The organism is Jatrophihabitans endophyticus (genome assembly GCF_900129455.1).
In the GTDB taxonomy this organism is placed as follows: Bacteria; Actinomycetota; Actinomycetes; order Mycobacteriales; family Jatrophihabitantaceae; genus Jatrophihabitans; species Jatrophihabitans endophyticus.
In genome coordinates, this window is record NZ_FQVU01000009.1 from 13,521 (window position 1) to 36,490 (window position 22,970).

At 73.2% G+C, this 22,970-nt stretch carries 24 protein-coding genes and 1 tRNA gene; 19 read left to right on the forward strand and 6 right to left on the reverse strand.

The genetic code is table 11. The features are described from left to right. The first annotated feature begins 10 nt into the window (after positions 1-10). A complete protein-coding gene (locus BUE29_RS22670) occupies positions 11-433 on the forward strand; it encodes a hypothetical protein (RefSeq protein ID WP_073392477.1) in 423 nt (140 codons plus the stop codon). Further along, entirely contained in the window at positions 430-1,071 is a 642-nt protein-coding gene (locus tag BUE29_RS22675; protein ID WP_073392478.1) for a class F sortase, read from the forward strand. The genes BUE29_RS22670 and BUE29_RS22675 overlap by 4 nt, the downstream gene beginning before the upstream one ends. A gap of 29 nt (positions 1,072-1,100) precedes the next feature. On the opposite strand, the gene BUE29_RS21030 is transcribed toward BUE29_RS22675, so the two are convergent. Further along, a complete protein-coding gene (locus tag BUE29_RS21030; RefSeq protein ID WP_073392479.1) occupies positions 1,101-2,438 on the reverse strand; it encodes a PQQ-dependent sugar dehydrogenase in 1,338 nt (445 codons plus the stop codon). A gap of 223 nt (positions 2,439-2,661) precedes the next feature. On the opposite strand from BUE29_RS21030, the gene BUE29_RS21035 reads away from it, so the two are divergent. Together BUE29_RS21035 and BUE29_RS21040 are read left to right on the forward strand one after the other, a co-directional pair. Then, a complete protein-coding gene (locus BUE29_RS21035) occupies positions 2,662-3,117 on the forward strand; it encodes a MaoC family dehydratase (protein ID WP_073392481.1) in 456 nt (151 codons plus the stop codon). Between the two features lie 43 nt (positions 3,118-3,160). Beyond that, positions 3,161-4,177: a hypothetical protein gene (locus tag BUE29_RS21040; protein ID WP_073392484.1), complete on the forward strand. Its 1,017-nt coding sequence runs from the start codon at positions 3,161-3,163 to the stop codon at positions 4,175-4,177. On the opposite strand, the gene BUE29_RS21045 is transcribed toward BUE29_RS21040, so the two are convergent. Further along, entirely contained in the window at positions 4,166-4,684 is a 519-nt protein-coding gene (locus BUE29_RS21045) for a TetR/AcrR family transcriptional regulator (RefSeq protein ID WP_073392486.1), read from the reverse strand. The genes BUE29_RS21040 and BUE29_RS21045 overlap by 12 nt on opposite strands. Positions 4,685-4,732: 48 nt before the next feature. Beyond that, positions 4,733-5,938, reverse strand: a complete 1,206-nt coding sequence (locus BUE29_RS21050; RefSeq protein ID WP_084181616.1) for a serine hydrolase domain-containing protein — start codon at positions 5,936-5,938, stop codon at positions 4,733-4,735. A gap of 133 nt (positions 5,939-6,071) precedes the next feature. On the opposite strand from BUE29_RS21050, the gene BUE29_RS21055 reads away from it, so the two are divergent. Further along, entirely contained in the window at positions 6,072-7,307 is a 1,236-nt protein-coding gene (locus BUE29_RS21055; RefSeq protein WP_159440923.1) for a sensor histidine kinase, read from the forward strand. Continuing rightward, complete coding sequence (locus BUE29_RS21060) at positions 7,295-7,966, forward strand: response regulator transcription factor (protein ID WP_073392487.1); 672 nt, start codon at positions 7,295-7,297, stop codon at positions 7,964-7,966. Before BUE29_RS21055 ends, BUE29_RS21060 begins: the two co-directional genes overlap by 13 nt. A gap of 3 nt (positions 7,967-7,969) precedes the next feature. Here BUE29_RS21060 and BUE29_RS21065 read toward each other — a convergent pair whose 3' ends face one another. Then, positions 7,970-8,491, reverse strand: a complete 522-nt coding sequence (locus tag BUE29_RS21065) for a flavin reductase family protein (RefSeq protein ID WP_234971543.1) — start codon at positions 8,489-8,491, stop codon at positions 7,970-7,972. A gap of 112 nt (positions 8,492-8,603) precedes the next feature. Here BUE29_RS21065 and BUE29_RS21070 point away from each other — a divergent pair, with 112 nt between their 5' ends. Both BUE29_RS21070 and BUE29_RS21075 read left to right on the forward strand, forming a co-directional pair. Beyond that, positions 8,604-8,996 (forward strand): HNH endonuclease, encoded by a 393-nt coding sequence (locus BUE29_RS21070; RefSeq protein WP_073392489.1) that lies wholly within the window; start codon positions 8,604-8,606, stop codon positions 8,994-8,996. 20 nt (positions 8,997-9,016) lie between these two features. Further along, positions 9,017-9,625, forward strand: a complete 609-nt coding sequence (locus BUE29_RS21075) for a histidine phosphatase family protein (RefSeq protein ID WP_073392490.1) — start codon at positions 9,017-9,019, stop codon at positions 9,623-9,625. On the opposite strand, the gene BUE29_RS21080 is transcribed toward BUE29_RS21075, so the two are convergent. Then, positions 9,609-9,833: a hypothetical protein gene (locus BUE29_RS21080; protein WP_073392491.1), complete on the reverse strand. Its 225-nt coding sequence runs from the start codon at positions 9,831-9,833 to the stop codon at positions 9,609-9,611. The two genes, BUE29_RS21075 and BUE29_RS21080, sit on opposite strands and share 17 nt — an antisense overlap. Before the next feature lie 203 nt (positions 9,834-10,036). Between BUE29_RS21080 and BUE29_RS21085 the strand changes: the two genes are divergently transcribed. Both BUE29_RS21085 and folP read left to right on the forward strand, forming a co-directional pair. Continuing rightward, the gene (locus BUE29_RS21085; RefSeq protein WP_073392494.1) at positions 10,037-10,981 is read left to right on the forward strand and encodes a glucosyl-3-phosphoglycerate synthase; all 945 of its coding nucleotides are present in this window, start codon (positions 10,037-10,039) and stop codon (positions 10,979-10,981) included. Then, a complete protein-coding gene (folP, locus tag BUE29_RS21090) occupies positions 10,975-11,838 on the forward strand; it encodes a dihydropteroate synthase (RefSeq protein WP_073392496.1) in 864 nt (287 codons plus the stop codon). The genes BUE29_RS21085 and folP overlap by 7 nt, the downstream gene beginning before the upstream one ends. 83 nt (positions 11,839-11,921) lie before the next feature. Here the strand turns inward: folP and BUE29_RS21095 are convergent, their stop codons facing one another. Then, positions 11,922-12,719, reverse strand: a complete 798-nt coding sequence (locus tag BUE29_RS21095) for an Fpg/Nei family DNA glycosylase (RefSeq protein ID WP_073392498.1) — start codon at positions 12,717-12,719, stop codon at positions 11,922-11,924. 99 nt (positions 12,720-12,818) lie between these two features. Here BUE29_RS21095 and BUE29_RS21100 point away from each other — a divergent pair. The 9 genes from BUE29_RS21100 to BUE29_RS21140 all read left to right on the forward strand — a co-directional run bounded on the left by BUE29_RS21100 (position 12,819) and on the right by BUE29_RS21140 (position 22,937). After that, positions 12,819-12,892: transfer RNA gene (locus BUE29_RS21100), tRNA-Pro, on the forward strand. A 183-nt stretch (positions 12,893-13,075) separates the two neighbouring features. Further along, positions 13,076-13,513, forward strand: coding sequence for a GNAT family N-acetyltransferase (locus BUE29_RS21105; RefSeq protein ID WP_073392500.1), 438 nt, complete (start codon positions 13,076-13,078; stop codon positions 13,511-13,513). 47 nt (positions 13,514-13,560) lie between these two features. Then, a complete protein-coding gene (gene tig / locus BUE29_RS21110; protein WP_073392501.1) occupies positions 13,561-14,946 on the forward strand; it encodes a trigger factor in 1,386 nt (461 codons plus the stop codon). 146 nt (positions 14,947-15,092) lie between these two features. Then, the gene (locus BUE29_RS21115) at positions 15,093-15,671 is read left to right on the forward strand and encodes an ATP-dependent Clp protease proteolytic subunit (RefSeq protein ID WP_073392523.1); all 579 of its coding nucleotides are present in this window, start codon (positions 15,093-15,095) and stop codon (positions 15,669-15,671) included. A gap of 22 nt (positions 15,672-15,693) precedes the next feature. Then, the gene (locus BUE29_RS21120) at positions 15,694-16,326 is read left to right on the forward strand and encodes an ATP-dependent Clp protease proteolytic subunit (RefSeq protein ID WP_073392503.1); all 633 of its coding nucleotides are present in this window, start codon (positions 15,694-15,696) and stop codon (positions 16,324-16,326) included. Between the two features lie 190 nt (positions 16,327-16,516). Continuing rightward, positions 16,517-17,803 carry an ATP-dependent Clp protease ATP-binding subunit ClpX gene (gene clpX / locus BUE29_RS21125; RefSeq protein WP_073392524.1) on the forward strand — a complete coding sequence of 429 codons (1,287 nt, stop codon included), beginning with the start codon at positions 16,517-16,519 and terminating at the stop codon, positions 17,801-17,803. Between the two features lie 74 nt (positions 17,804-17,877). Beyond that, on the forward strand, positions 17,878-19,821 hold the full coding sequence (locus BUE29_RS21130) for a M3 family metallopeptidase (protein WP_073392505.1): 1,944 nt from the start codon (positions 17,878-17,880) through the stop codon (positions 19,819-19,821). A 9-nt stretch (positions 19,822-19,830) separates the two neighbouring features. Further along, on the forward strand, positions 19,831-22,428 hold the full coding sequence (locus BUE29_RS21135) for a valine--tRNA ligase (RefSeq protein WP_073392506.1): 2,598 nt from the start codon (positions 19,831-19,833) through the stop codon (positions 22,426-22,428). Beyond that, positions 22,425-22,937 carry a hypothetical protein gene (locus BUE29_RS21140; RefSeq protein ID WP_143168313.1) on the forward strand — a complete coding sequence of 171 codons (513 nt, stop codon included), beginning with the start codon at positions 22,425-22,427 and terminating at the stop codon, positions 22,935-22,937. Before BUE29_RS21135 ends, BUE29_RS21140 begins: the two co-directional genes overlap by 4 nt. Positions 22,938-22,970 lie beyond the last annotated feature (33 nt).

Genomic DNA, 22,970 nt, shown 5'->3' on the forward strand with positions numbered 1-22,970 from the left:
CGGAGGAACCATGCCCCGCACGTCCGTCACCGTCCCGTGCGTCACCGTCCCGTCCGCCACCGTCCCGTCCGTCGCCGGGGTCGCCGCCGCCGCTCTCGCCACCGCGGCGGGGCTGCTCGTCCTGGCCGGCCCGGCCGCCGCGGCACCGGCGCCGAGCTCGACACCCGCCCGCGCGACGCTGGTCGTGCCCGCCTCGAGCGTGCCCCGGCGGCCGGTGGTGGCCGCCCGCCCGACGACGGCGCCCTCACCGGTGCCCAGCTCGACCGCCGGCGGGAGCGGGCGACGCGTCGCGGTCCCGGCCGGCCGCGCCGTCCCCGCGCCGACGAGCACCACCGACGGCACGGGGGAGGCCCTGCTCGTGGCCCTGGCCTGCGGCGGTGCCGCGCTCGCGGCGGGCGGCGTCGTCCTCGTCGCGGCCCGCCGCCGCCCGTGAGCCAGGCCCGGGCCGCCACCGGGTGCGTCGCGGCGGGGCTCGCCGCCGTCGTCCTGGCGGCCGGCCTGGCCCTCGCGGGGGTCGGCCGGGAGGTCGTCACGGGACGCGGGGCGGTGGCCGCCCGCGACGTCGGCGCCCTGCCCCGTCCCGGTCGGACGGCGGCCCACGCTCCTGCGGTCCGGCGGGTCCCGGCGCCGGCGGCCGACGCCCGGCTGCGGTTGCCGCGGCTAGGGGTGGACGCGCGGATCGTCGGCGTCGGACTGCGGGGCTCGGTGATGCAGGTCCCCGGTAACCCGCGGGTCGTCGGGTGGTGGACGGCCGGGGCCGCGCCGGGTGCCGCCCGCGGCAGCGCGGTGATCGTCGGCCACGTCGACTACGGCGGCGAGACCGGCGCGCTCGCGGCGCTGCCCCGCGCCCGTCCCGACGACCGGGTGGTCGTCACCGGCCGGGACGGCGCCCGGCGGTTCCGGGTGGTCGCCGTGCGCACCTACGCCAAGACCCGCGGCATCCCCGCCGCCGCCTTCGCGACGGACGGCCCCGCGCAGCTAGTGCTCGTCACCTGTGGCGGTCCGTTCGACCCGCGCAGCGGCAACTACGAGGACAACGTCGTCGTCTACGCCGTGCCCGGTGCCGCCTGAACGGATCCGCCCGCCGACCGACCCGACCGTTACGAGCGGGCGAGCCGGTAGACGGCGCCGGCCTGGTCGTCGGTGATGTACACGGCACCGTCGGGCCCGCGGACCGCCGCGACCGGGCGGCCCCACCGCGAGCCGTCGCCGTTCTGGAACCCGCTGACCAGGATCTGCCGGCCGCCGAGCTTGCCCTTCGACCAGTGCAGGAACGTCACCGTCGGGGCGCGGGGCGGCGTCCGGTTCCACGACCCGTGCGTGGCGACCAGTGCGCCGGTGCCGAAGGGTTTGGGCAGCGTGGCGAACGCGAGTCCGAGCGGCGCCGAGTGCGCCGGGAAGCCGCGTTCGAGACGCCGCAGCTTCGCGCAGTCCAGCTTGCTGCCGGTCGGGTTCGTCTCCGCGTCCCGGATGAACGGCCGGTCGCCGAGGTCGAACTTGGTGCCCTTGCGGCCCGCCGACACGTCCGGCTGCGGCTGGCAGTACGGCCAGCCGAGATCGCGGCCCGAGCGGAGCTTGGCCAGCGCCTCCATCGGGTGGTCGTTGACGTAGGACGTGATGACCTTGCCGTAGTCGTCGCTGCCGTCGCCGTCGTAGTCACGGTGGTACGGGTACTCGATCTGGTCGCGGTTGTTGACCGCCGTCCACACCGCGCCCTTCGGGTCGAGCGCGAGGCCGGTGCCGTTGCGCACGCCGCGCGCGTAGACCTGCAGCTTCTTGGTGGTGGGCGACCACCGCATGATCGTGGCGCGCTGCGGGCTGGCGCTGCGGTCCTGCGCCGAGATGTTGCCGGTGCTGCCGATCGAGAGGTAGACGGTGCCGTTCGCCGCCACGGCCACGCTCTTGAGCGCGTGCGCGTACTGGCCGCCGAGCTCGGGGCTCTTCGCGTCGGGCAGACCACCGATGAGCTGACGCTTCCCGGTGGCCTTGCCCTTGGCGTACGCCACGGTGTCGATGCGGTTGCTCTCGGCCACGTAGAGGGTGTTGCCGCGGAAGGCGAGGCCGTGCGGCTGCCGCAGACCGGAGAGCAGGGTCCGCGCGGCGGGCGCCTTGCCCTTGCGTGGCGTGAGCACCTGGACGTCGCCGTGGCCGGGGCGTGAGACGAGCAGCCGACGGTCGGGGGTCCAGACCGCGAGCCGGGGCGCGTCGAGTCGCGCCCAGACCGACATCGTCCAGCCGCGGGGCACCACCACGGTGCGCTTCGTGTCGAACGGCGCGCCGCCGCGGCCGGCGGGCACCGACACGGTCACGCGGTGTTTCGTCTTGCTCGTGGCGGCCGGCGCGGACCGGTCGTCGGCGCCCGGCGACCCGCAGGCCGTGGCGACGAGAGCCAGGGCGGGCAGCGCGGCGAACAGCGTGCGGCGACGGGTCATGGTCATCGTGGCCTCCCGGGGGTGTCAGCCGTGCGACCCGCCCACCGTACGTCGGGGTGGCCCGACTGGCGAGTTGCGATGTCGACTGGCGGCTTGCGGGCCGACTGTCGACCTATAGGTCGACAGTCGGCGGAAAAGTCGCCAGTCGGCGGGGGAAGTCGCCAGTCGACGGGGGGCGGACGCCGGCCGATACGGTGAGCCCGCACATCCGCGACTGCCAGGGAGCCCGATGAGGACGTTCGACTCGGTGAGCGAGCTCGCCGCGATCACCGGCGAGCGGATCGGTGACAGCGAGTGGGTCACGGTCACGCAGCACGAGATCGACCTGTTCGCCGACGCGACCGGCGATCACCAGTGGATCCACGTGGACCCGGCGGCGGCGGCCGACGGCCCCTTCGGGACGACGATCGCGCACGGCTTCATGACCCTGGCCCTGCTGCCGCGGCTGTGGGCGGAGATGTACACCGTCGGCGGCGTGCGGATGGGCGTCAACTACGGCCTGAACAAGGTCCGCTTCCCGGCGCCGGTCCCGGTCGGCTCGCGGCTGCGCGCGAGCTCGGTCGTGGTGTCGGTCGAGGACCTGGGCCACGGCGCGCACCAGGTCACGCTCGCCACCACCGTCGAGATCGAGGGCGGCGACAAGCCCGCCTGCGTCGCCGAGAGCGTCGTCCGCTACCTCACCTGACCCGCGCCGGGCCGGTCGCGCCCCGCGGGTGAACAATCGGCGGATGGACGACCTCGCGCGCCGACTCCTCGCGGCCCACACCCGCTTCCAGGCCGATCGCCTGCGCGGCGACGACCTCGCGGAGCTGGTCGGTCGCGAGGTCGACCACGCGCTCGCCGTCGCGCGCCGGTTCACGCTCGACGACGTGGTCGACCGCGACGACGTCACCGACGTCGCGGTCAAGTACGTCGCCGCCTTCCGGTTGCCCGGCGCGATCCCCGAGCTCGCCGGCGACATCGCGATGCGCATCCGCACCCATCCCGCGAACCGGGCGCGCGTGGGCGAGGTGCTGCCGCGGCGCCACGTCGAGGCCGCACTCGACAAGTTCGGCGAGATGCACGACGTGCGCGCGCGACTGGCCGACCGGCTCGCGGACAACCCGGGCGTGCGGCTGTGGCTGACCGACTTCCTGCACTCGCTGACCACCGACGCCGTGCTCGCCAACCGCCGGCTGGCCGAGCGCATCCCGGGCGTCGCGGCGGCGCTCTCGATGGGCGACCGCGTCGCCGGCGGTGCGGTGCGCGAGGCCGATCGGCTGGGCCGGGCCGCGGCCGAGCGCGCCGCCGGCGGCATCATCGCCCGCTGGCGCGACTCCCTCGCCGGGACCGCCGGGCCCGACGACGAGCTCGTCGCGACGCTGCTCGACGTGTGGGACGACCTCGCGGAGCGGACCATGGCCGACGCGCTCGGCGGCGTCGACGACGACGACCTCGTCGACCTCGTCGTGGTCGCGTACGACTTCTGGCTCGAGTTCCGCGAGAGCCCCTACCTGCACTCGCTCGTGTTCACGGGCGTCGACTACTTCTTCGACACCTACGGCGGCTACCCGCTCGACGCGTTGCTCGCGGAGTTCGGGCTCGGCCGCGACGACCTCGTGGAGGAGGCGATGCGGTTCGCGCCGCGTGCCGTGCGAGCGCTGGACGAGGCCGGTGAGCTCGAGAACCTGGTCCGCCGCCAGCTCGCCCCGTTCTACGAGTCCGACGAGGCCCGGGCCCTGCTCGCCGAGGCGTCAGTCGAGTAGTCGGGCGAGGGCGCGCTCGGCGGCCTCGGCGCTCGCCCGGCGCCCGCGCCCCAGCGCGGTGAACCGGCGTCCCACGATGAGTGTCAGCGTGAGGACCGCGCGCAGCTCGGCCTCCTCGTCGTCGCAGAACTCGCCGTACGCCTCGCCGAGGCGGTCGAGCCACCGGCGGTCGACGCGGCGCAGTCGGCGCGCCACCGCCGGATCGTGCCGGGCCCAGTCCCGTACCGCCGGCTCGACCGTGCGCTCGGACGGGGTCGAGAACAGCCGCCGGACGCGTTCGCGGCCGTCACCCTCGACGTCGGGCGGGCCGGCGTGCTCCTCCCACGTGTCCAGGACGGCCGCGAGCAGCGCGTCGCGGTCGGCGAAGTGCCAGTAGAAGCTGCCCTTGGTCGCGCCGACGAGCCGGGCGAGCGCCTCGACCCGGACGGCCTGCGGGCCACCGCCCGCGGCGAGCGCTCGCGTCGCCGCGTCGACCCAGACCTCCCGGGGGGTACGAGCAACTGCCACATCCGTACGTTAGCGTACGGATGCGGCAGTCGCGTCGTGGACGGTTCGTCACTTCGCGCAGAGCGCGGTCTTCACCAGCCCCTCGGTGTCGTCGACCTCGGCCTGCGTCTCCTGCAGCCGGGTGACGGCGACGGTCACGGCACGCCCCCCGGTGGTGGCGTAGTTCGAGGTCGCGTAGCCGGGGACGTCCCCGCCGTGGCCCCACGCGAGGCCGCCGCAGGGCAACGACACGCTGATCAGACCGAGGCCGTAACGGGCGTCCTTGCCCAGGTCGGTCGCCGGGACGGTCTGCTGCATCTCCCGCAGCTGGGCCGCCGGCAGCAGGCGGCCACCGAGCAGCGCGGTCATGAAGCGGTTGACGTCACTGGGGGTGGCGACGATCGCGCCGGCCGCCCAGGCCCAGCCGGTGTCCTGCACGGTGACGTCGGTGAGCGGGGTCGTCGGGGTCTCCCGGTAGTAGCCGTGCGGGTGCCGGCCGTGGATGCGCTCGTCGCCGGTGTTCGGGAAGTACGTGTGGCGCAGGCCGATCCGGTCGATGACCCGGTCGGTGATGAGCTCGCCGAGCGGCCGTCCGGTGACCCGCTGGGCGATGAGGCCGAGCGTGACGTAGTTGGTGTTGCTGTAGGCCCAGCTCGTGCCCGGCGCGAACTGCGCCTTCTGGGTGAGCGCGATGTCGATCAGCTGGCGCGGCTCGAGGTATTCGTGCTGGTGCGGCAGGAAGTGCGTGCCGATCTCGTTGGTGTAGTTCGGCAGGCCGCTGGTGTGCTGCAGCAGCTGCCGCACGGTGATGTGACGCCCGTCGATGCCGTTGCCGCGCAGCAGCCCCGGCAGGTAGGTGTCGACCGACGCGTCGAGGCGGATCTGCCCCGACCCCACCAGCTGCAGGATCACGACCGCGGTGAACATCTTGGTGTTGCTGCCGATGCGCACCTGGCCGTCGCGGGGCACCGGCGCCTTCGTGCGCGCGTCTCCGACGCCCGCGGTGTAGTCGCGTTCGCCGTGCCCGACGCCGCTGACGGACGCGAGCGCGCCCGGGAAACCGTCCTTCGTCACGAGGCGGTCGAGACCGTCCTGGACGACGCCGCCGCGGGTCGTCCCGCTCGTCGGGGTGCCGCGGTCGGCGGGGCGGGCCGCCGCGGGTTGGACGGTCGCGGCGCCGACGGAGCCGGCGGCGATCACCGCGGCGGCCAGGGCGACGGCCCGCCGCCGCCAGGGCGCGGCCGTCGCTGTGGGGGTTCCGGTGTGAGATGTCATGCCCGAAACGCTAGGAATGCGTGGCCGGCGCGGCGAGGGCCCACGGCCGCCTCTTGGCGGTGGTGCTGGCACCACCGGTGGATGGGGTCCGTCGCCCACCGCGCCGGCGCCCGCGCTCGGCGATACTGACCCGATGGACGCACGCGGCCCCGCCCGGTGGCGTGCCGCCGCGGCGCGATGGCTGCGCGCGGTGCGCACACTGGTGGCCGCCGCGCTCGTGGACGTCGTGGGCGTGCTGCTCCTCCTCGCCCTGCTCGGCAGCGCCGTGCTGTGCCTCGTCGGCGTCGGTCTCCCGCTCGCCGACCGTGCCGCGGCGGGCGTGCGCGGGCTGGTCGACCGCCGACGCCGGCGCGCCGAGCCGCCCATCGCGTCGCCGTACCCGCCGCTGCCGGTCGAGCGGGGTCCCCGGCTGCGGCAGCTGGTGACGACGCCCGCCACGTGGCGCGATCTCGCGTGGCTCGCCCTGCCGCTGCGGCTCGTCGCCGCCGCCGGCCTGCTGGTGCTGACCTATCTGACGGTGCAGACGCTGCTGCTGTCGCTGCTGTGGCTCGTGCTGCCCGTGGAGCGGGTCGGCAGCCTCGGCATGGCGGTGACGGGGTTCGGCACCGCCGCGCTCGGCGTCGTCAACGCCGTCCTGCTCGGCATCGTCGCCGCGCTGGCCCCGACCGCGCTGCTGCGCGGCGACGCCTGGCTGGCCCGCTGGCTGCTCGGCGCCAGCGCCGCCACCCGGCTCACCGCCCGGGTCGAGTCGCTGGCCGCGGCCCGGCACGCGGCCGTCGACGCGTCCGCCGTCGAGCTGCGCCGCATCGAACGGGACCTGCACGACGGTGCGCAGGCCCGCCTGGTCGCCATGGGCATGACGCTGGGGATGGCCGAGTCCAGCTTCGACACCGACCCCGCGCTCGCGCGCGCCCTCGTGGGCGACGCGCGCGGCGAGATCCAGACCGCCCTGGGCGAGCTGCGCGACCTCGTCCGGGGCATCGCCCCGCCGCTGCTGGCCGAGCGGGGCATCGTCGGCGCGCTCGAGGCGATGACGCACACCAGCTCGATCCCGGTCGTCCTGGACGCGCGCCTCGGGCGGCGATTGGCCCGGCCGGTCGAGACGGCGGCGTACTTCACGGTCGTCGAGGCGCTCACCAACGCCGCCAAGCACAGCGGGGCGGACACGATCCGGGTGACGATCCTGGACCGGGGCGACGCGCTCGCGCTGCAGGTCCGCGACGACGGCCGCGGCGGCGCCGACCCGCTCGGCGGCAGCGGGCTGCGTGGCGTGCAGTCCCGCCTCGCGCCCTTCGACGGCACGCTGCGGATCTCCAGCCCGCCGGGCGGCCCGACCGTCGTCGACGTGGAGTTGCCGTGCGGGTCCTGATCGCCGAGGACCTCGCGCTGCTGCGCGCCGGGCTCGCCCGCATCCTCGCCGCGAACGGCTTCGAGGTGGTCGCCGAGCTCGCGGACGGGCACGGGCTCGCCGAGCGCATCGTCGAGGTGCGCCCGGACGTCTCGATCGTCGACGTGCGGCTGCCGCCCTCGTTCACCGACGAGGGGCTGCGGGCGACGCTCGCGGCCCGCCGGGCCGTCCCCGGTCTGCCCATCCTGATCCTGTCGCAGTTCGTCGAGCACGTGTACGCCACCGAACTGCTCTCCGACCGCTCCGGCGGCGTCGGCTACCTGCTCAAGGACCGGGTGGGCAACGTGGCCGACTTCGTCGACGCGGTGGTGCGCGTGGCCGACGGCGGGACGGCGCTCGACCCCGACGTCGTCGCGCAGCTGCTCGCCGGCACCCGGCAGCGGGCCCGCCTCGCCGCGCTCACGCCGCGCGAGCGGGAGGTGCTCGCCGTCATGGCCGAGGGCCGCTCCAACAGCGCGATCGCCGAGCGGCTGGTCGTCAGCGACAAGGCGGTCAGCAAGCACATCAACAACATCTTCGCCAAGCTCGACCTGCCGCCCTCCGACGAGCACCACCGTCGCGTGCTCGCCGTGCTCACCCACCAGCAGGAGTCGGCGCGGCAGCTGCCCGAGCCCGGCTGATCGTCAGCCCGGCGGGAAGACGAGCTGACGGAACTCGCTGGAGTGGAAGACGAGCGGCCGGCGCTGCGGGAACGACTCGATCTCGTGCACCTCGAGCAGCGCGATCACGTGGTCGCCGGCCGGGAACTCGGCGTGGACGTCGCACTCGAGCCACAGGCACGCGCCGTCGATCAGCACCGCACCCGAGGCCGGTGTCGTGGAGCGGACGTCGGCGAAGCGATCCCGGCCGCGCGCGGCGAACTGCCGGGCGAGGCGGTCCTGGTCGTCGGCGAGGACGCTGACGCCGAGCCGTTCGCCGGCGCGCAGCGTGGGCCACGTCGCCGACGTCCGGGCGAAGCAGACCGAGACCAGCGGCGGGACGAGTGACACCGAGGTGAACGAGCTGGCGGCCATGCCGACGGGCTCGCCGGCCCGCCGGGCGGCCACGACGGTGACGCCGCTCGGGAAGGCGGCGAAGGCCGCCCGCAGCACCTCGGCGTCGAAGCGCGCCGGGTCGATTCCGCCGTCACTGCCGTCGCCGCTCACGGCTCCGGTCTACCCGGCCGTCGCCGTCACCGGCAACGCGGTCTCGCTCACGGTGCCGCCCGCCGCCCGGGTGAGGCACCATCGACGGGGTGATGGACGCGCAGGCGGCGCCGTGACGGTCACGCAACCGAACCGGGCGCAGCGACGGCTCGCGGCCGTGCGCCGCGACGGCGGCACGTGCGTGTGGTGCGGCCGGCTGTTCGGCCCCCTGGTGCCGCCGACGACCGAGCACCTCGTGCCGCGGGTGAAGGGCGGCCCGTCCTGGGCCGAGAACGAGGTCGCCGCCTGCCGGCGGTGCAATGCCCAGCGCGGCCACCTCACCCCCGCGCACTGGATCGAGGAGTGCCGCGGCCGGGGATGGGAGCCCGACGTCGCCCGCGTCGCGGCCCGGCTCGCGGCGCTCGCGGCGGCGATCGCCGAGCGGGGCGGCCAGCGTCGGGCCCGGCCCTACGTCGCCGCGCAGCTGCGTCGGCTGGCCCGGCTGGCCGGCCCGGCGGGACCGTAGCGGTGCCCTAGAGTCCAGCCGTGCGCCTGATCCTCGTCCGCCACGCCCTGCCCGAGCGGGTCGAGACGGTGAGCGAGGCACCCGATCCCGAGCTCAGCGACACCGGCCGGCGGCAGGCCGCGGCGCTCGCGGCGACCCTTGCCGAGGAGCGGATCGACGCGGTGTGGGCGAGCCCGCTGCGCCGGGCCGTGCAGACCGCGGAGCCGCTGGCCGCCGCGCGCGGCCTCGACGTGCGCCGCCACGACGGCCTGGTCGAGTTCGACTTCGGCCACGGCGTCTACATCCCGGCCGAGGAGACCGCGCACCCCGTCGTCCGGCAGATGCGCGACCGCCTCGACGCGCAGGACGGCGACGAGGGGCTACGGCGGTTCCGCGCGACCGTCGCCGCCGCGATGGGCGACGTCGTCGCGTCCGGCCGCCCCGAGGACACCATCGCGGTCGTGTGTCACGGCGGCGTGGTCAACGCCTACGTCGCCGGCGTCGTCGGCACGCGGGAGACGATCTTCGCCGGCATCGCCTACACCGGGTTCTCCGTCCTCACCGTCGGGCGGGACGGCCGGGTGCGGCTGCGCTCGCTCAACGAGCACCACCACGTGCGGACGCTCGAGCGCGTCACCAGCTCCGGTTGACCGCCGAGGCGCCGTGCCGCGTGTGGAACTCGAAGGTCGCGTCGAGGCCGTAGGCGCGGTCGACGACGATCGGCGCGTCGCCCATGCGGTAGATCCACACGTAGTCGCAGCGGAGCGCGGGCAGGTCGCCGAGCACGAAGCGCTCGCTGCGCTGCCCGTCCGGGCCGATCATCGTCAGCTCGTCACCCGGCTGGATGGTGTGGATCATCAATCTCATGTCGAGCCCCCGCTCAGTCCTGCTTCACCGGGCACAACGACCCGGGACCCCCGTCGTTACGTAGTGTGGCCTGCCCGTCCAGTCCCGCGCGAGCGGGCGGCACCCCGGTGAGGGCGACACCACGGCGACGACGAGCCGCGGCGGGCGGTCCGGGGCACGCCGCGCGCGCCGCGGGCCGGGTGAGAAGGTGGGGCATGCATCCCGCCGCAGCGGCCTGGTTCGGCCGCCGCACGTCCGCGGCGGCGGACTGGCCGGTGGAGCGCGTCGCCCGGCTGCGGGCCGAAGCAGGCACCCGGGTGAGCGTGGTGATCCCCGCCCGGGACGAGGCGGCCTCGGTCGGGGCCGTGGTCGAGCGCATCCGCCGCGACCTCGCGCTCGACCACGACGTCGTGGCCGAGGTCGTCGTCATGGACTCGCTGTCGACCGACGACACCGCCGCCGTGGCCCGCGCCGCCGGGGCCGGCGTCCACTCGGTCGCCGACGTGCGGCCCGACCTGGGGGTGCACGGCGGCAAGGGCGAGGCGCTGTGGAAGTCGCAGTTCGTCACCCGCGGCGACGTCTGCGTCTTCGTCGACGCTGACCTCACCGAGTGGGGAACGCACTTCGTCACCGGACTGCTCGGCCCGCTGCTCGCCGACCCCGACGTGCGGCTCGTCAAGGGGTTCTACGACCGGGTGCTGGACGACGGCGGCCGGTCGAGCACGCAGGGTGGCCGGGTCACCGAGCTCGTGGCCCGACCGCTGCTCGCGAGCCGTTGGCCGCAGCTCGGCGCGGTCGTGCAGCCGCTCGCGGGGGAGTGGGCGATCCGCCGGGCGCACTTCGAGCGACTGCCGGTGCCCACCGGGTACGGCGTCGAGTTCGCGACGCTCGTCGACACCGTCGCCGCGGCCGGTCTCGACGCCGTCGCGCAGGTGGATCTCGGCAGCCGCGCGCACCGTCACCAGAACGTCCACGACCTGGGCGCCATGGCCCTGGAGATCCTGACCGTGGCCGACCGGCGCTCGTTCGGCGAGCGTGAGGTCGTCCCGGGCACGATCGCGCAGTTCGACCGCGCGGCACCGGGCCGGTGGCGCGAGCGCGTCGTGCCGGTCGACGAGCGGCCGCCTGCGGTGTCGGTCGCCGGGTACGCGCCGTGCTGAGGCTCGGGCCCCGTCGCTACGGCCCGGGTGACTTCGGGATCATGGCCATCGTCAACCGCACCCCTGACTCGTTCTACGACCGCGGTGCGACGTTCGCGTTCGACCAGGCCCTGGCGCGCGTGCACACCGTGGTGGAGCAGGGCGCGGACATCGTCGACATCGGCGGGGTGAAGGCCGCGCCCGGCCAGGTCGTCTCGGCGGCCGAGGAGATAGACCGCACCGCCGCGTTCGTGCGGGCCGTGCGCGACGCGCACCCGGACCTCGTCATCAGCGTGGACACCTGGCGTGCCGAGGTGGGGGAGGCCGTCTGCGCCGAGGGCGCCGACCTGCTCAACGACGCGTGGGGTGGCCACGACCCGGGGCTCGCCGAGGTCGCGGCCCGGCACGACGTCGGCCTGGTGTGCACGCACGCCGGTGGCGCCGAGCCGCGCACCCGACCGCACCGGGTCGCCTACGACGACGTGATGGCCGACGTGCTCGCCCGGACGCTCGCGCTGGCCGAGCGGGCCGTCGCGGTGGGCGTCGGCCGCGAGCGGGTGCTCATCGACCCGGCGCACGACTTCGGCAAGAACACCTATCACTCGCTCGAGGTCACCCGGCGGCTGCCGGAGATGGTGGCGACGGGGTGGCCGGTGCTCGTCTCGCTGTCGAACAAGGACTTCGTGGGCGAGACGCTCGGCGGCCTGCCCCCGGGCGAGCGGTTGACCGGCACCCTGGCGGCCACCGCCGTCTGTGCCTGGCTCGGCGCCGTCGTCTACCGCGTCCACAACGTCGTCGAGACGCGGCAGACGCTGGAGATGGTCGCCGCGATCAAGGGCGACCGGCCGCCCGCCCGGACGATCCGCGGCCTCGCCTGACCCGCCGGCCCCGCTCGGTGATCAAGAGGACGTCGCGGTCGCCCCGGCGGCCACTACCTCCGCTCGACCACGGGGCCGCTCGATCACGGGGTGGGTGCCTGGCAGGTGGGGCACCAGAACAGGTTGCGGGCGACGAGGACGGCGGCGGCGATCGGGGTCGAGCACACCCGGCACGGCAGCCCGGTGCGCCGGTAGACGTAGTGCGCGCGGTCGCGGGTGACCCGGCCGGCGGGGCGGTCCTCGGGCCGGGTGGTGACGATGCGCCCGGCCCGGACCCCCGCGCGCATCAGGGTGACGAGGTCGTCCCACATGCCGAGCCACAGCCGCTCGGGCACGTCGCGGCCGGGCCGCAGCGGGTGCAGCCGGGCACGGAACAGGACCTCGGCGCGGTACACGTTGCCGACCCCGGCGAGCACCGACTGGTCCATGAGCAGCGCGCCGATGGGCGTGCGGCTGCGCGCGACACGGCGGTACGCGGCGGCCGGGTCCTGCCGCGCCCGCAGCGGATCGGGACCGAGGCGGGCCAGCAGCGTCTCGACGGCGTCCGGGGTCAGGAGCTCGCACGCGGTGGGGCCGCGCAGGTCCGTCCACGCCGCGTCGTTGACCAGTCGCAGCCGTAGCGCGCCGCGCGGCTCGGGCGGCTCGCCCCGGCCGGTGGCGAACTTCCCGTACAGCCCGAGGTGGACGTGCAGGATGCGGCCGTTGCCGTAGTGGTGCAGCAGGTGCTTGCCGTAGGCCTCGGTGCCCGTCAGCAGCTGGCCGTCGAGCTGGGCCGCTCCCTCGGCGAAGCGGCCCTGCGGGCTGCTGGCCGCCACGACGGTGCCGCCGAAGAGGCGTTCCTGGTCGCGCGCGAGGCGGTGCAGCGTATGGCCTTCGGGCACGGCACCGATGCTACGAGGCGGACGCACCGGTGGTGCGGCGATCCCCGCGGCCCGGGACGGCGAACGGGTGCGGCACCGGCCGCTAGGCTCGGGGCGCCGCGGGGTGTGGCGCAGCTTGGTAGCGCACTCGCTTTGGGAGCGAGGGGCCGCAGGTTCAAATCCTGTCACCCCGACGCAGGCCGAGCGCCGACCGAGCTTGCTCGTGTCGGCCGAGGCCAAGGAAGGGGTTGACCGAGCGCAGCGAGGGAACACCCCGACGAGTGGCGCGCCGAGACCGAGCTCGCCCAAGTCTCCCGAGCACGAGGAAGGGTCGACCGAGCGCAGCGAGGGAACACCCCGAGGATCGAGGGAGCGGGATGACCACCGTGCGCCGGCTGCATCCGGACGATCGCGCCGCCTGGGAACGACTGTTCCGCGCCTACCTGGCCTGCTACGAGCGACACGACGAGCCGCAGGCCCTCTTCGACCGGGCGTGGGCGGAGTTCACCGCCGACGACCGGATGCACGCCCTCGTCGCCGAGGTCGACGGCCGGGTGGTCGGCCTCGTCCACTACCTGGTCCACGCGAGCACGTCCTCGCCCGACGTCTGCTACCTGCAGGACCTCTTCGTCGACGAGGACGCCCGCGGGCACGGCGCGGCACGCGCGCTCATCGCCGCCGTGGCCGACGCGGCCCGGGCGCGACACTGCGTGCGCGTCTACTGGCTGACCCAGCCGACCAACACGCGCGCGCGGCGGCTCTACGACCAGGTCGCCCAGGACCGCGGTTTCATGCAGTACGGGTTGCCGCTGTAGCGTCAAGGGTTGACCTGTACGTGGAGCCGACCTAGGAGTACCCGCACGTGAAGAGCACCGTCGAGAACCTGAGCCCGACCCGCGTCCGGCTCGCCGTCGAGGTGCCCTTCGACGCGCTGCAGCCGAGCCTCGACGCGGCCTACAAGACGATCGGCCAGCAGGTCCGCGTCCCCGGTTTCCGGCCGGGCAAGGTGCCCGCGCGCGTGATCGACCAGCGCGTCGGGCGCGGCACCGTGCTCCAGGAGGCCGTCAACGAGGTCCTGCCGCGGCTGTACAGCGAGGCCACCCAGGAGCACTCGCTCAGCCCGCTCGGCCAGCCCGAGATCGACATCACCAACCTCGACGACGGCGAGTCGCTGAGCTTCACCGCCGAGGTCGACGTCCGGCCCGAGATCACGCTGCCCGACCTCGACGGCATCGCCGTCACCGTCGACGACACCGAGGTGAGCGACGACGACGTCGCCGAGCAGGTCGAGGAGCTGCGCAAGCGATTCGGCACCCTCAAGGGCGTGGAGCGCCCCGTCGAGGAGGGCGACTACGTCTCGCTGGACCTCGCCTCGACCGTCGACGGCGAGGCCGTCGAGGGCGGCTCGGCCACCGGCCGCTCCTACGTCGTGGGCTCCGACGACTTCGTCGACGGCCTGGACGAGGCCGTCACCGGCAAGGCCGCCGGCGACACCGTCACCTTCACCGCGCCGCTGCGCCACGGCGAACAGGCCGGCACGGACGCCGAGGTGACCGCGACGGTCAAGTCGGTCAAGGTGCAGGAGCTGCCCGACCTCGACGACGAGTTCGCCCAGCTCGCCAGCGAGTTCGACACCGTCGACGAGCTGCGCGACGACCTACGTACCCGTCTCGGCCGCGTCCGGGTCATGGAACAGGGCGCCCAGGCCCGCGACAAGGTGCTGGAGCACCTCATCGAGACGGTCGACTTCCCGCTGCCGGAGTCCGCGATCAAGGCCGAGGTCGACTACCGCGAGCACGAGATCGTGCACCAGCTCGGCCACGACGACGCCCAGTTCCAGGCCTACCTCGACTTCCAGGGCAAGAGCCGCGAGGAGTTCGACACCGAGATGCGCGAGAGCGCCGAGAAGTCGGTGCGCGCGCAGTTCCTGCTCGACGCGGTCGCCGACCGCACCGACGTGCAGATCGGCGACGGCGAGCTCACCGAGTACCTCGTGCGGCAGGCGCAGCAGTACAACATGCCCCCGCAGGAGTTCGCGAACCAGATCGTCCAGGCCGGGAACCTGCCCATGCTCGTGGCCGACATCCGCCGCAACAAGGCGCTGGCCGAGATCCTGGAGAAGGCGACGATCACCGACGAGTCGGGCAACCCCGTCGACCTCGCGGCGTTGGACGCCGAGGCCGCCGAGGCCGCCGGCAGCGACGACGACACCGACGGTTCCGGCGACACCGACCAGCCGAACGCCTGAGCCACCGGCGCATCACGCCGAGAGCGAACGCGGCCCCTACCGGGAGTCACCGCGGACCGGCCTTCGTTAGGGTCGGTGAAGCACCCCGATTTCGACGAAGGAAGGTTCCAGTGAGCCACCCGGTCAGCCGCGCGCAAGGCGGCGGCATGAACCTGAACGACTCGGTCTACGACCGGCTGCTGCGCGAGCGGATCATCTTCCTGGGCCAGCCGGTGGACGACCAGATCGCGAACCAGATCTGCGCGCAGCTGCTGCTGCTCGCGGCCGAGCAGCCCGAGCGCGACATCAACCTCTACATCAACTCGCCGGGCGGCTCGGTCACGGCCGGCATGGCCATCTTCGACACCATGGAGCTCATCGACTGCGACGTGTCGACGTGGTCGCTGGGGCTGTCGGCCTCGATGGGGCAGTTCCTGCTCTCCGCGGGCACCCGCGGCAAGCGCTACTCGCTGCCGCACTCGCGCATCCTGATGCACCAGGGGTCGGCCGGCCTCGGCGGCACCGCGTCGGACATCAAGATCCAGGCCGAGCAGTGGAACCTCACCAAGCAGGAGATGGCCGAGATCACGGCCGAGCACACCGGCCAGACGGTCGAGCAGATCATCAAGGACGGCGACCGCGACCGCTGGTTCACCGCCCAGGAGGCGCTCGACTACGGCTTCATCGACCAGATCGTGAGCCGCGTGGGCCAGGTGTCCAACGGCAACGCCCCGGCCCCGGCCTGAACCGGCGAGAGGAACGCAGACCATGAGTGAGCTCCACGGGCCGCAGTCGCGCTACGTGCTCCCGTCCTTCGTCGAGAAGACGAACTACGGGATCAAGGAGTCCAACCCGTACAACAAGCTGTTCGAGGAGCGCATCATCTTCCTCGGCGCCCCGATCGACGACGTCGTCGCCAACGACGTCATGGCGCAGCTGATCGTGCTGGAGTCCACCGATCCCGACCGCGACATCCAGATCTACATCAACTCGCCGGGCGGGTCGTTCACGGCGCTGACCGCCGTCTACGACACGTTGCAGTACGTCCGGCCCGAGATCCAGACGATCTGCATGGGTCAGGCCGCCTCCGCCGCCGCCGTCCTGCTCGCCGCGGGCACCAAGGGCAAGCGCTTCGCGCTGCAGAACTCGCGCATCCTCATCCACCAGCCCTCGGGCGGGACCGAGGGGGCGCAGCAGATCTCCGACCTCGACATCCAGGCCAAGGAGATCCAGCGCATGCGCGACCTGGAGGAGGAGATCCTCGCCCGGCACACCGGGCAGGACCTCGAGACCGTGCGGGCCGACATCGAGCGCGACAAGATCTTCACCGCGCAGCAGGCCAAGGACTACGGCATGGTCGACGAGGTCATCACGAGCCGCAAGATGGTGCCGCAGGTCTGACGCCGGCCGTCGGGACGCCCGGCCGGGTTCGCCGGCCGGGCCCCGACAGGGGACGAGGTCGCACCACATCCCCGGCGCGTTCTCCGGCGACTTTCCCCGGGGGAACAGGTACCGTTCACGAATTGGCCCGCACGGGTCCGTCCCCCCGGACGGGTCCGTCCACGAGCAGTGTTGATAGGGAGTGTCGTCCGTGGCACCACGTGTCGGTGAGACAGGCGACCTGTTGAAGTGCTCGTTCTGCGGGAAGAGCCAGAAGCAGGTCAAGAAGCTGATCGCCGGCCCCGGCGTGTACATCTGCGACGAGTGCATCGACCTCTGCAACGAGATCATCGAGGAGGAGCTCGCCGAGACCAGCGAGTTCAGCTTCGACGAGCTGCCCAAGCCGAACGAGATCTACGAGTTCCTCAACGGCTACGTCGTCGGCCAGGACGTCGCGAAGAAGACGCTCGCCGTCGCGGTCTACAACCACTACAAGCGCGTCCAGGCCGGTGGCGAGAGCAAGCCGCGCAACGCCGACGCCGCCGTCGAGCTCGCCAAGTCCAACATCCTGCTGCTCGGGCCCACCGGATCGGGCAAGACGCTGCTGGCCCAGACGCTGGCGCGGATGCTCAACGTCCCGTTCGCCATCGCCGACGCCACCGCGCTCACCGAGGCCGGGTACGTCGGCGAGGACGTCGAGAACATCCTGCTCAAGCTGATCCAGGCCGCCGACTACGACGTCAAGCGGGCCGAGACCGGCATCATCTACATCGACGAGGTCGACAAGATCGCCCGCAAGGCGGAGAACCCGTCGATCACCCGTGACGTCTCCGGCGAGGGCGTGCAACAGGCGCTGCTGAAGATCCTCGAGGGCACCGCCGCCTCCGTCCCGCCGCAGGGTGGCCGCAAGCACCCGCACCAGGAATTCATCCAGATCGACACCACCAATGTGCTGTTCATCGTCGGTGGCGCCTTCGCCGGTCTCGACACGCTCATCGAGAACCGCGTCGGCAAGAAGGGCCTCGGCTTCGGCGCCGAACTGCACACCAAGTTCGACAAGGAGACGCGCGACGTCTTCGCCGACGTCATGCCCGAGGACCTCATCAAGTTCGGCCTGATCCCCGAGTTCATCGGCCGGCTGCCCGTCATCACCTCGGTCCGCCCGCTCGACCGCGACGCGCTCGTGCAAATCCTCACCGAGCCCAAGAACGCGCTCGTGCGGCAGTACGCCAAGATGTTCGAGCTCGATAACGTCGAGCTGGAGTTCACCGACGACGCCCTCGAGGCGATCGCCGACCAGGCCGTCATGCGGGGCACCGGTGCCCGCGGCCTGCGCGCGATCATGGAAGAGGTGCTGCTCTCGGTGATGTACGAGGTGCCCTCGCGCGAGGACGTCGCCCGCGTCGTGATCACCCGCGAGTCGGTGCTCGACCACGTCTACCCGACCCTCGTCCCGCGCGAGCCGGCCAAGCCGCAGCGCCGCGAGAAGAGCGCCTAGCGCGATCGTGGACCGATCTGCTCGCGCTGGCGGCATGTCGGTCCACTATCCGGGGTCGGACTAGGGTCGATCGGGTGACCGATCTGCACCCGCTGGAGCTCCCCGACACCGACTGGCACGCCTGGCTCGACGCGCGGGTCGACGCGCAGCTCGCCGAGGCTCGCCGCGTCCTGGACGAGGTGAAGGACGGCAGCGCGCGCGACGCGTCCACCGTCCTCGCGCGGTGGAACGACGCCGACATCGCGCTGCGCGGCGCCGACTCGCTGGCCGGGCTGGTGAGCGAGGTCCACCCCGACCCCGCCGTCCGCGAGCTCGCCGAGCAGCGCGCGCAGGAGATCGCCAAGGTGCTCACCGAGCGCGGTCTCGACCGCGAGCTCTACGCCGTCGTCGACGCCACCGATCCCGACGCGCTGGGCGACGACGCGGACGCGCTGCGGCTGCGCGAGCATGTGCTGCGTGACTTCCGACGCAGCGGCGTCGACCAGGGCGACGACGTCATGGCCCGGCTGCGGGAGATCTCCGAGCGGCTCACCGTGTTGGACCAGGACTTCTCGCGGGTCATCCGCGACGACGTCCGCTCGATCCGCATCACGCCCGACCGGCTGGCCGGGCTGCCGCAGGACTTCGTCGACGCGCACGAGCCCGACGACGAGGGGCTGGTCACCATCACGACCGACTACCCCGACTGGCTGCCGTTCCGGTCCTTCGCGCGGGACGCCGCGGCCCGCCTCGAGCTGGCCACGGCGTTCCTCAACCGGGGTTGGCCGGACAACGACGCCGTGCTGCAGGAGATGTTCGCGCTGCGCGACGAGCAGGCGCGCATCCTGGGCTACCGCACGTGGCCCGACTACGACACCGACGTCAAGATGATCGGGACGTCGGACGCCGTCGCCGAGTTCATCGAGCGCATCGCCGACGCCGCCGAGCCGTCCGGGCGCCGGGACGCGGCGATCCTGCTCGAGCGCCGCCGCCGCGACGAGCCGGACGCCGACGGCCTCGACGCCGCGAGCACGAGCTACTACAGCGAGCTGATCCGTCGCGAGCGCTTCGAGGTCGACGCCCAGGAGGTACGCCGCTACTTCGACTTCGCCAAGGTGCGCACCGGACTGCTCGAGGTCACCGGGCGGCTCTTCGGCATCGAGTACGTCCCGGTCGACGTCCCCACCTGGCACGCCGACGTCGCGTCCTACGACGTGCTCGTCGACGGCGTCCGCGCCGGGCGCATCCACCTCGACCTGCACCCGCGGGAGGGCAAGTTCAAGCACGCCGCGCAGTTCGAGCTCGCCAGCGGCATCACCGGCCGGCAACTGGCCGAGGGGGTGCTGGTCTGCAACTTCCCGACCGGGCTGATGCAGCACACCGACGTCGTGACGCTGTTCCACGAGTTCGGCCACCTCGTGCACCACGTTCTCGGCGGCGACCAGCGGTGGGCGCGCTTCTCCGGGGTCGCCACCGAGTGGGACTTCGTCGAGGCGCCCTCGCAGATGCTGGAGGAGTGGGCCTGGGACGCCGACGTGCTGCAGACCTTCGCCACCGACGCCGACGGCACGCCGATCCCGCGCGAGCTGGTGCAGCGCATGCGGGCCGCGAACGACTTCGGCAAGGGACTGTTCGTCCGCAACCAGATCTTCTACACGGCGTTGTCCTACGAGGCCCACCGCGACCGGCCCGCCGACCTGACCGAGCGGGTCCGTCTGCTGCAGGAGCGCTACGACCTCAACCGCTACCTGGAGGGCACCCACTTCCACGCGTCGTTCGGGCACCTCGGTGGCTACACGTCGGCGTATTACACCTACATGTGGTCGCTCGTGATCGCGAAGGACCTCTTCGCGGCCTTCGACCCCGGCGACCTGTTCGCCCCGGAGGTCGCGCACCGCTACCGCGACCGCATCCTGGCCCAGGGCGGCCGTCGCGACGCCGCGGATCTCGTGGCCGACTTCCTGGGCCGGCCCTTCGACTTCGCCGCGTTCGCCGCCTGGCTCGACCGCGCCCCCGAGGTCGCCGCGGGGCATTCCTAGAATCGTTCCGTGACCGACGAACCCACGCCGACCCCGAGCCTGCCGAGCCAGTTCCGCCCGGCGGAGGTGGAGGGGCCGCTCTACGAGCGGTGGGTCGAGCGCGGCTACTTCACCGCCGACCCGTCGAGCGACAAGCCGCGGTGGTCGCTCGTCATCCCGCCGCCGAACGTCACCGGCAACCTGCACATCGGCCACGCGCTCGAGCAGTCGATGATGGACGCGCTCTCCCGGCGCGCCCGCATGCGCGGTCACGACACGCTCTGGCTGCCGGGCATGGACCACGCGTCCATCGCGGTGAACAACCTGGTCGAGCGGCACCTGGCCGAGACCGAGGGCCGGAGCCGCTCGGACTACACGCGCGAGGAGTTCCTCGACAAGGCGTGGGAGTGGAAGAACCGCTACGGCGGCCAGATCCTCGGCCAGATGCGCCGCCTCGGCGACGGCGTGGACTGGAGCCGGGAGCGCTTCACGATGGACGACGGGCTCTCGGCCGCGGTCCAGACGATCTTCAAGCGGCTCTACGACGACGACCTCATCTACCGCGCCGAGCGCATCATCAACTGGTGTCCGCGCGACATGACGGCGCTGAGCGACGCCGAGGTCGACCACGCCGACGAGCCGGGGGAGCTCGTCAGCATCCGCTACGGCGACGGCGACGACGCGATCGTGGTGGCGACGACCCGCGCCGAGACCATGCTCGGTGACACCGCGGTGGCCGTGCACCCCGACGACGAGCGGTACCGCCACCTCGTCGGCACCGAGGTCGCGCTGCCGTTGACGAACCGGCGCATCCCGATCGTCGCCGACCCGCACGTCGACCCGTCCTTCGGCACCGGCGCGGTCAAGGTGACGCCGGCCCACGACCCCAACGACTTCGAGATCGGCCGCCGCCACGAGCTGCCGATGCCGACGATCATGGACGAGCGGGCCGTGATCACCGCCCCCGGCCCGTTCGCCGGCCTCGACCGCATGGAGGCGCGGTACGCGATCGTCGCCGCCCTGCGCGAGGAGGGGCGCATCGTCGCCGAGAAGCGACCCTACGAGCACGCCGTCGGGCACTGCTCGCGCTGCGACACCGTGGTCGAGCCGCGGCTGTCGCTGCAGTGGTGGGTGCGGGTCGAGACCCTGGCCCGGGCCGCGGCGGACGCCGTGCGCGACGGCCGCGTGCAGATCGAGCCCGCCTCGATGCGCAGCCGCTACTTCCAGTGGGTCGACGGGCTGCGGGACTGGTGCATCAGCCGGCAGCTGTGGTGGGGTCACCGCATCCCGGTCTGGTACTCGCCCGACGGCGACGACGTCTGCGTCGGCCCGGGGGAGGAGCCGCCCGCCGGCTGGACGCAGGACGACGACGTGCTCGACACCTGGTTCTCCTCGGCGCTGTGGCCGTTCTCGACGCTCGGCTGGCCCGACGACACCGAGGACCTGCGCGCCTACTACCCGACGACCGTCCTCGTCACCGGCTACGACATCCTCTTCTTCTGGGTCGTGCGGATGATGCTGTTCGGCCTCTACGCGATGGACGGCGAGGTGCCGTTCCGGACCGTCCTGCTGCACGGGCTCGTCCGTGACGCCAGCGGCAAGAAGATGTCCAAGTCGCGGGGCAACGTCGTCGACCCGCTGGTGTGGATCGACGAGTACGGCGCGGACGCGGTGCGGCTCTCGCTGCTGCAGGGTGCGAACCCCGGCGCCGACCAGGCCATCAACGAGGAGTGGGTGGTCGGGGCACGCAACTTCGGCACCAAGCTCTGGAACGCGACACGCTTCGCGTTGATGTCGGGCGCGACGGTCGAGGGCGACGTGCCGCGCGACGACACGCTGACCAGCGCCGATCGGTGGGTGCTCGGCCGGCTCGACGCGGTGCTCGCCGAGGTCGACGCCCTCTACGAGCGTTTCGAGTTAGCCAAGATCGCCGACACCCTCTACCACTTCGCGTGGGACGAGGTCTGCGACTGGTACATCGAGCTGGCCAAGCTGTCGCTGGCCGGGCCGGCGCCGGCCACGACCCGGCGGGTGCTGGGCGAGGTGCTCGACGCGGTGCTGCGGCTGCTGCACCCGATGACCCCGTTCATCACCGAGGCGCTGTGGACGACGCTCACGGCGGGCGAGTCGCTCGTGGTCGCCGACTGGCCGGTGGCCGGCGGCTGGCCCGCTCTCGACGATGCCGCGGACGAGGTGCGGGTCGTGCAGACCGTGGTGACCTACGTGCGCCGGTTCCGTTCCGACCAGGGGATCAAGCCCTCGCTCCGCGTCCCGAGCCGCCTGCGACACGTCGCGGAATCGGCGGAGGCGTCGATCCGTGCGCTCGCCCGCCTCGACGACCCGGGTGCGGACTTCACCGCGACCGCCACGCTCGAGGCCGGCTTCGGCGTGATCGTGCAGCTGGACCTCTCCGGCGCCATCGACGTCACGGCCGAGCGGGCCCGGCTGACGAAGGAGCGCGGCACCGCCGAGCAGGAGTTCGCGGCCAACTCGAAGAAGCTCGCGAACGACGCGTTCGTCGCCAAGGCGGCACCGGCCGCCGTCGCCAAGGTGCGCGACCGGCTCGCCGCCGCCGAGGCCGAGCTCGCGCGCATCGACGCCGCCCTCGCGGTCCTGCCCACGGCATGACGCCGCCGGCGGGGCGAGTGCACCGCGAGTTCGCGGTGACGCGCGAGACCGCCCGGCAAATGGCGCGGGTCGCCGTGCGCTACCGCATGACCAGCGCGTCGTTCCTCGTGCCGCTCGCGACGCTCGCACTCGGCGGCCTGCTGTGCGCGGGCACGGTGCTGTGGCCGCTCGCGGGCATGGCCGCGGTGGTGATCGTGACGATGCTGGGCGCGCCGTTCGTGCGGATGGGGCGGCTGGCCACGACCCTGCAGGCCCACGGTTTCGCACCCGGCACGACGATCGCCGTCGACTACGACGAGACGGCGTTCACCGTGACGACCTCGGTCGGCACGTCGCTCCACGAGTACGCACAGGTGCGGCGGCTGCGTTACCTGCTGGGCGGCGCGGGGATCCGGATCGTCCCCGGCAGTTACCTGCTCGTCCTGCCCGCCGCGCTGGTGCCGGCCGAGGTCCGGGAGCGGCTCCGGCCGAGCGCACCCCCGGTCGGACCGGAACCCACCCTGCCCTAGCCAGCACGCGAAGGTAAGGCTAACCTAAGCGCT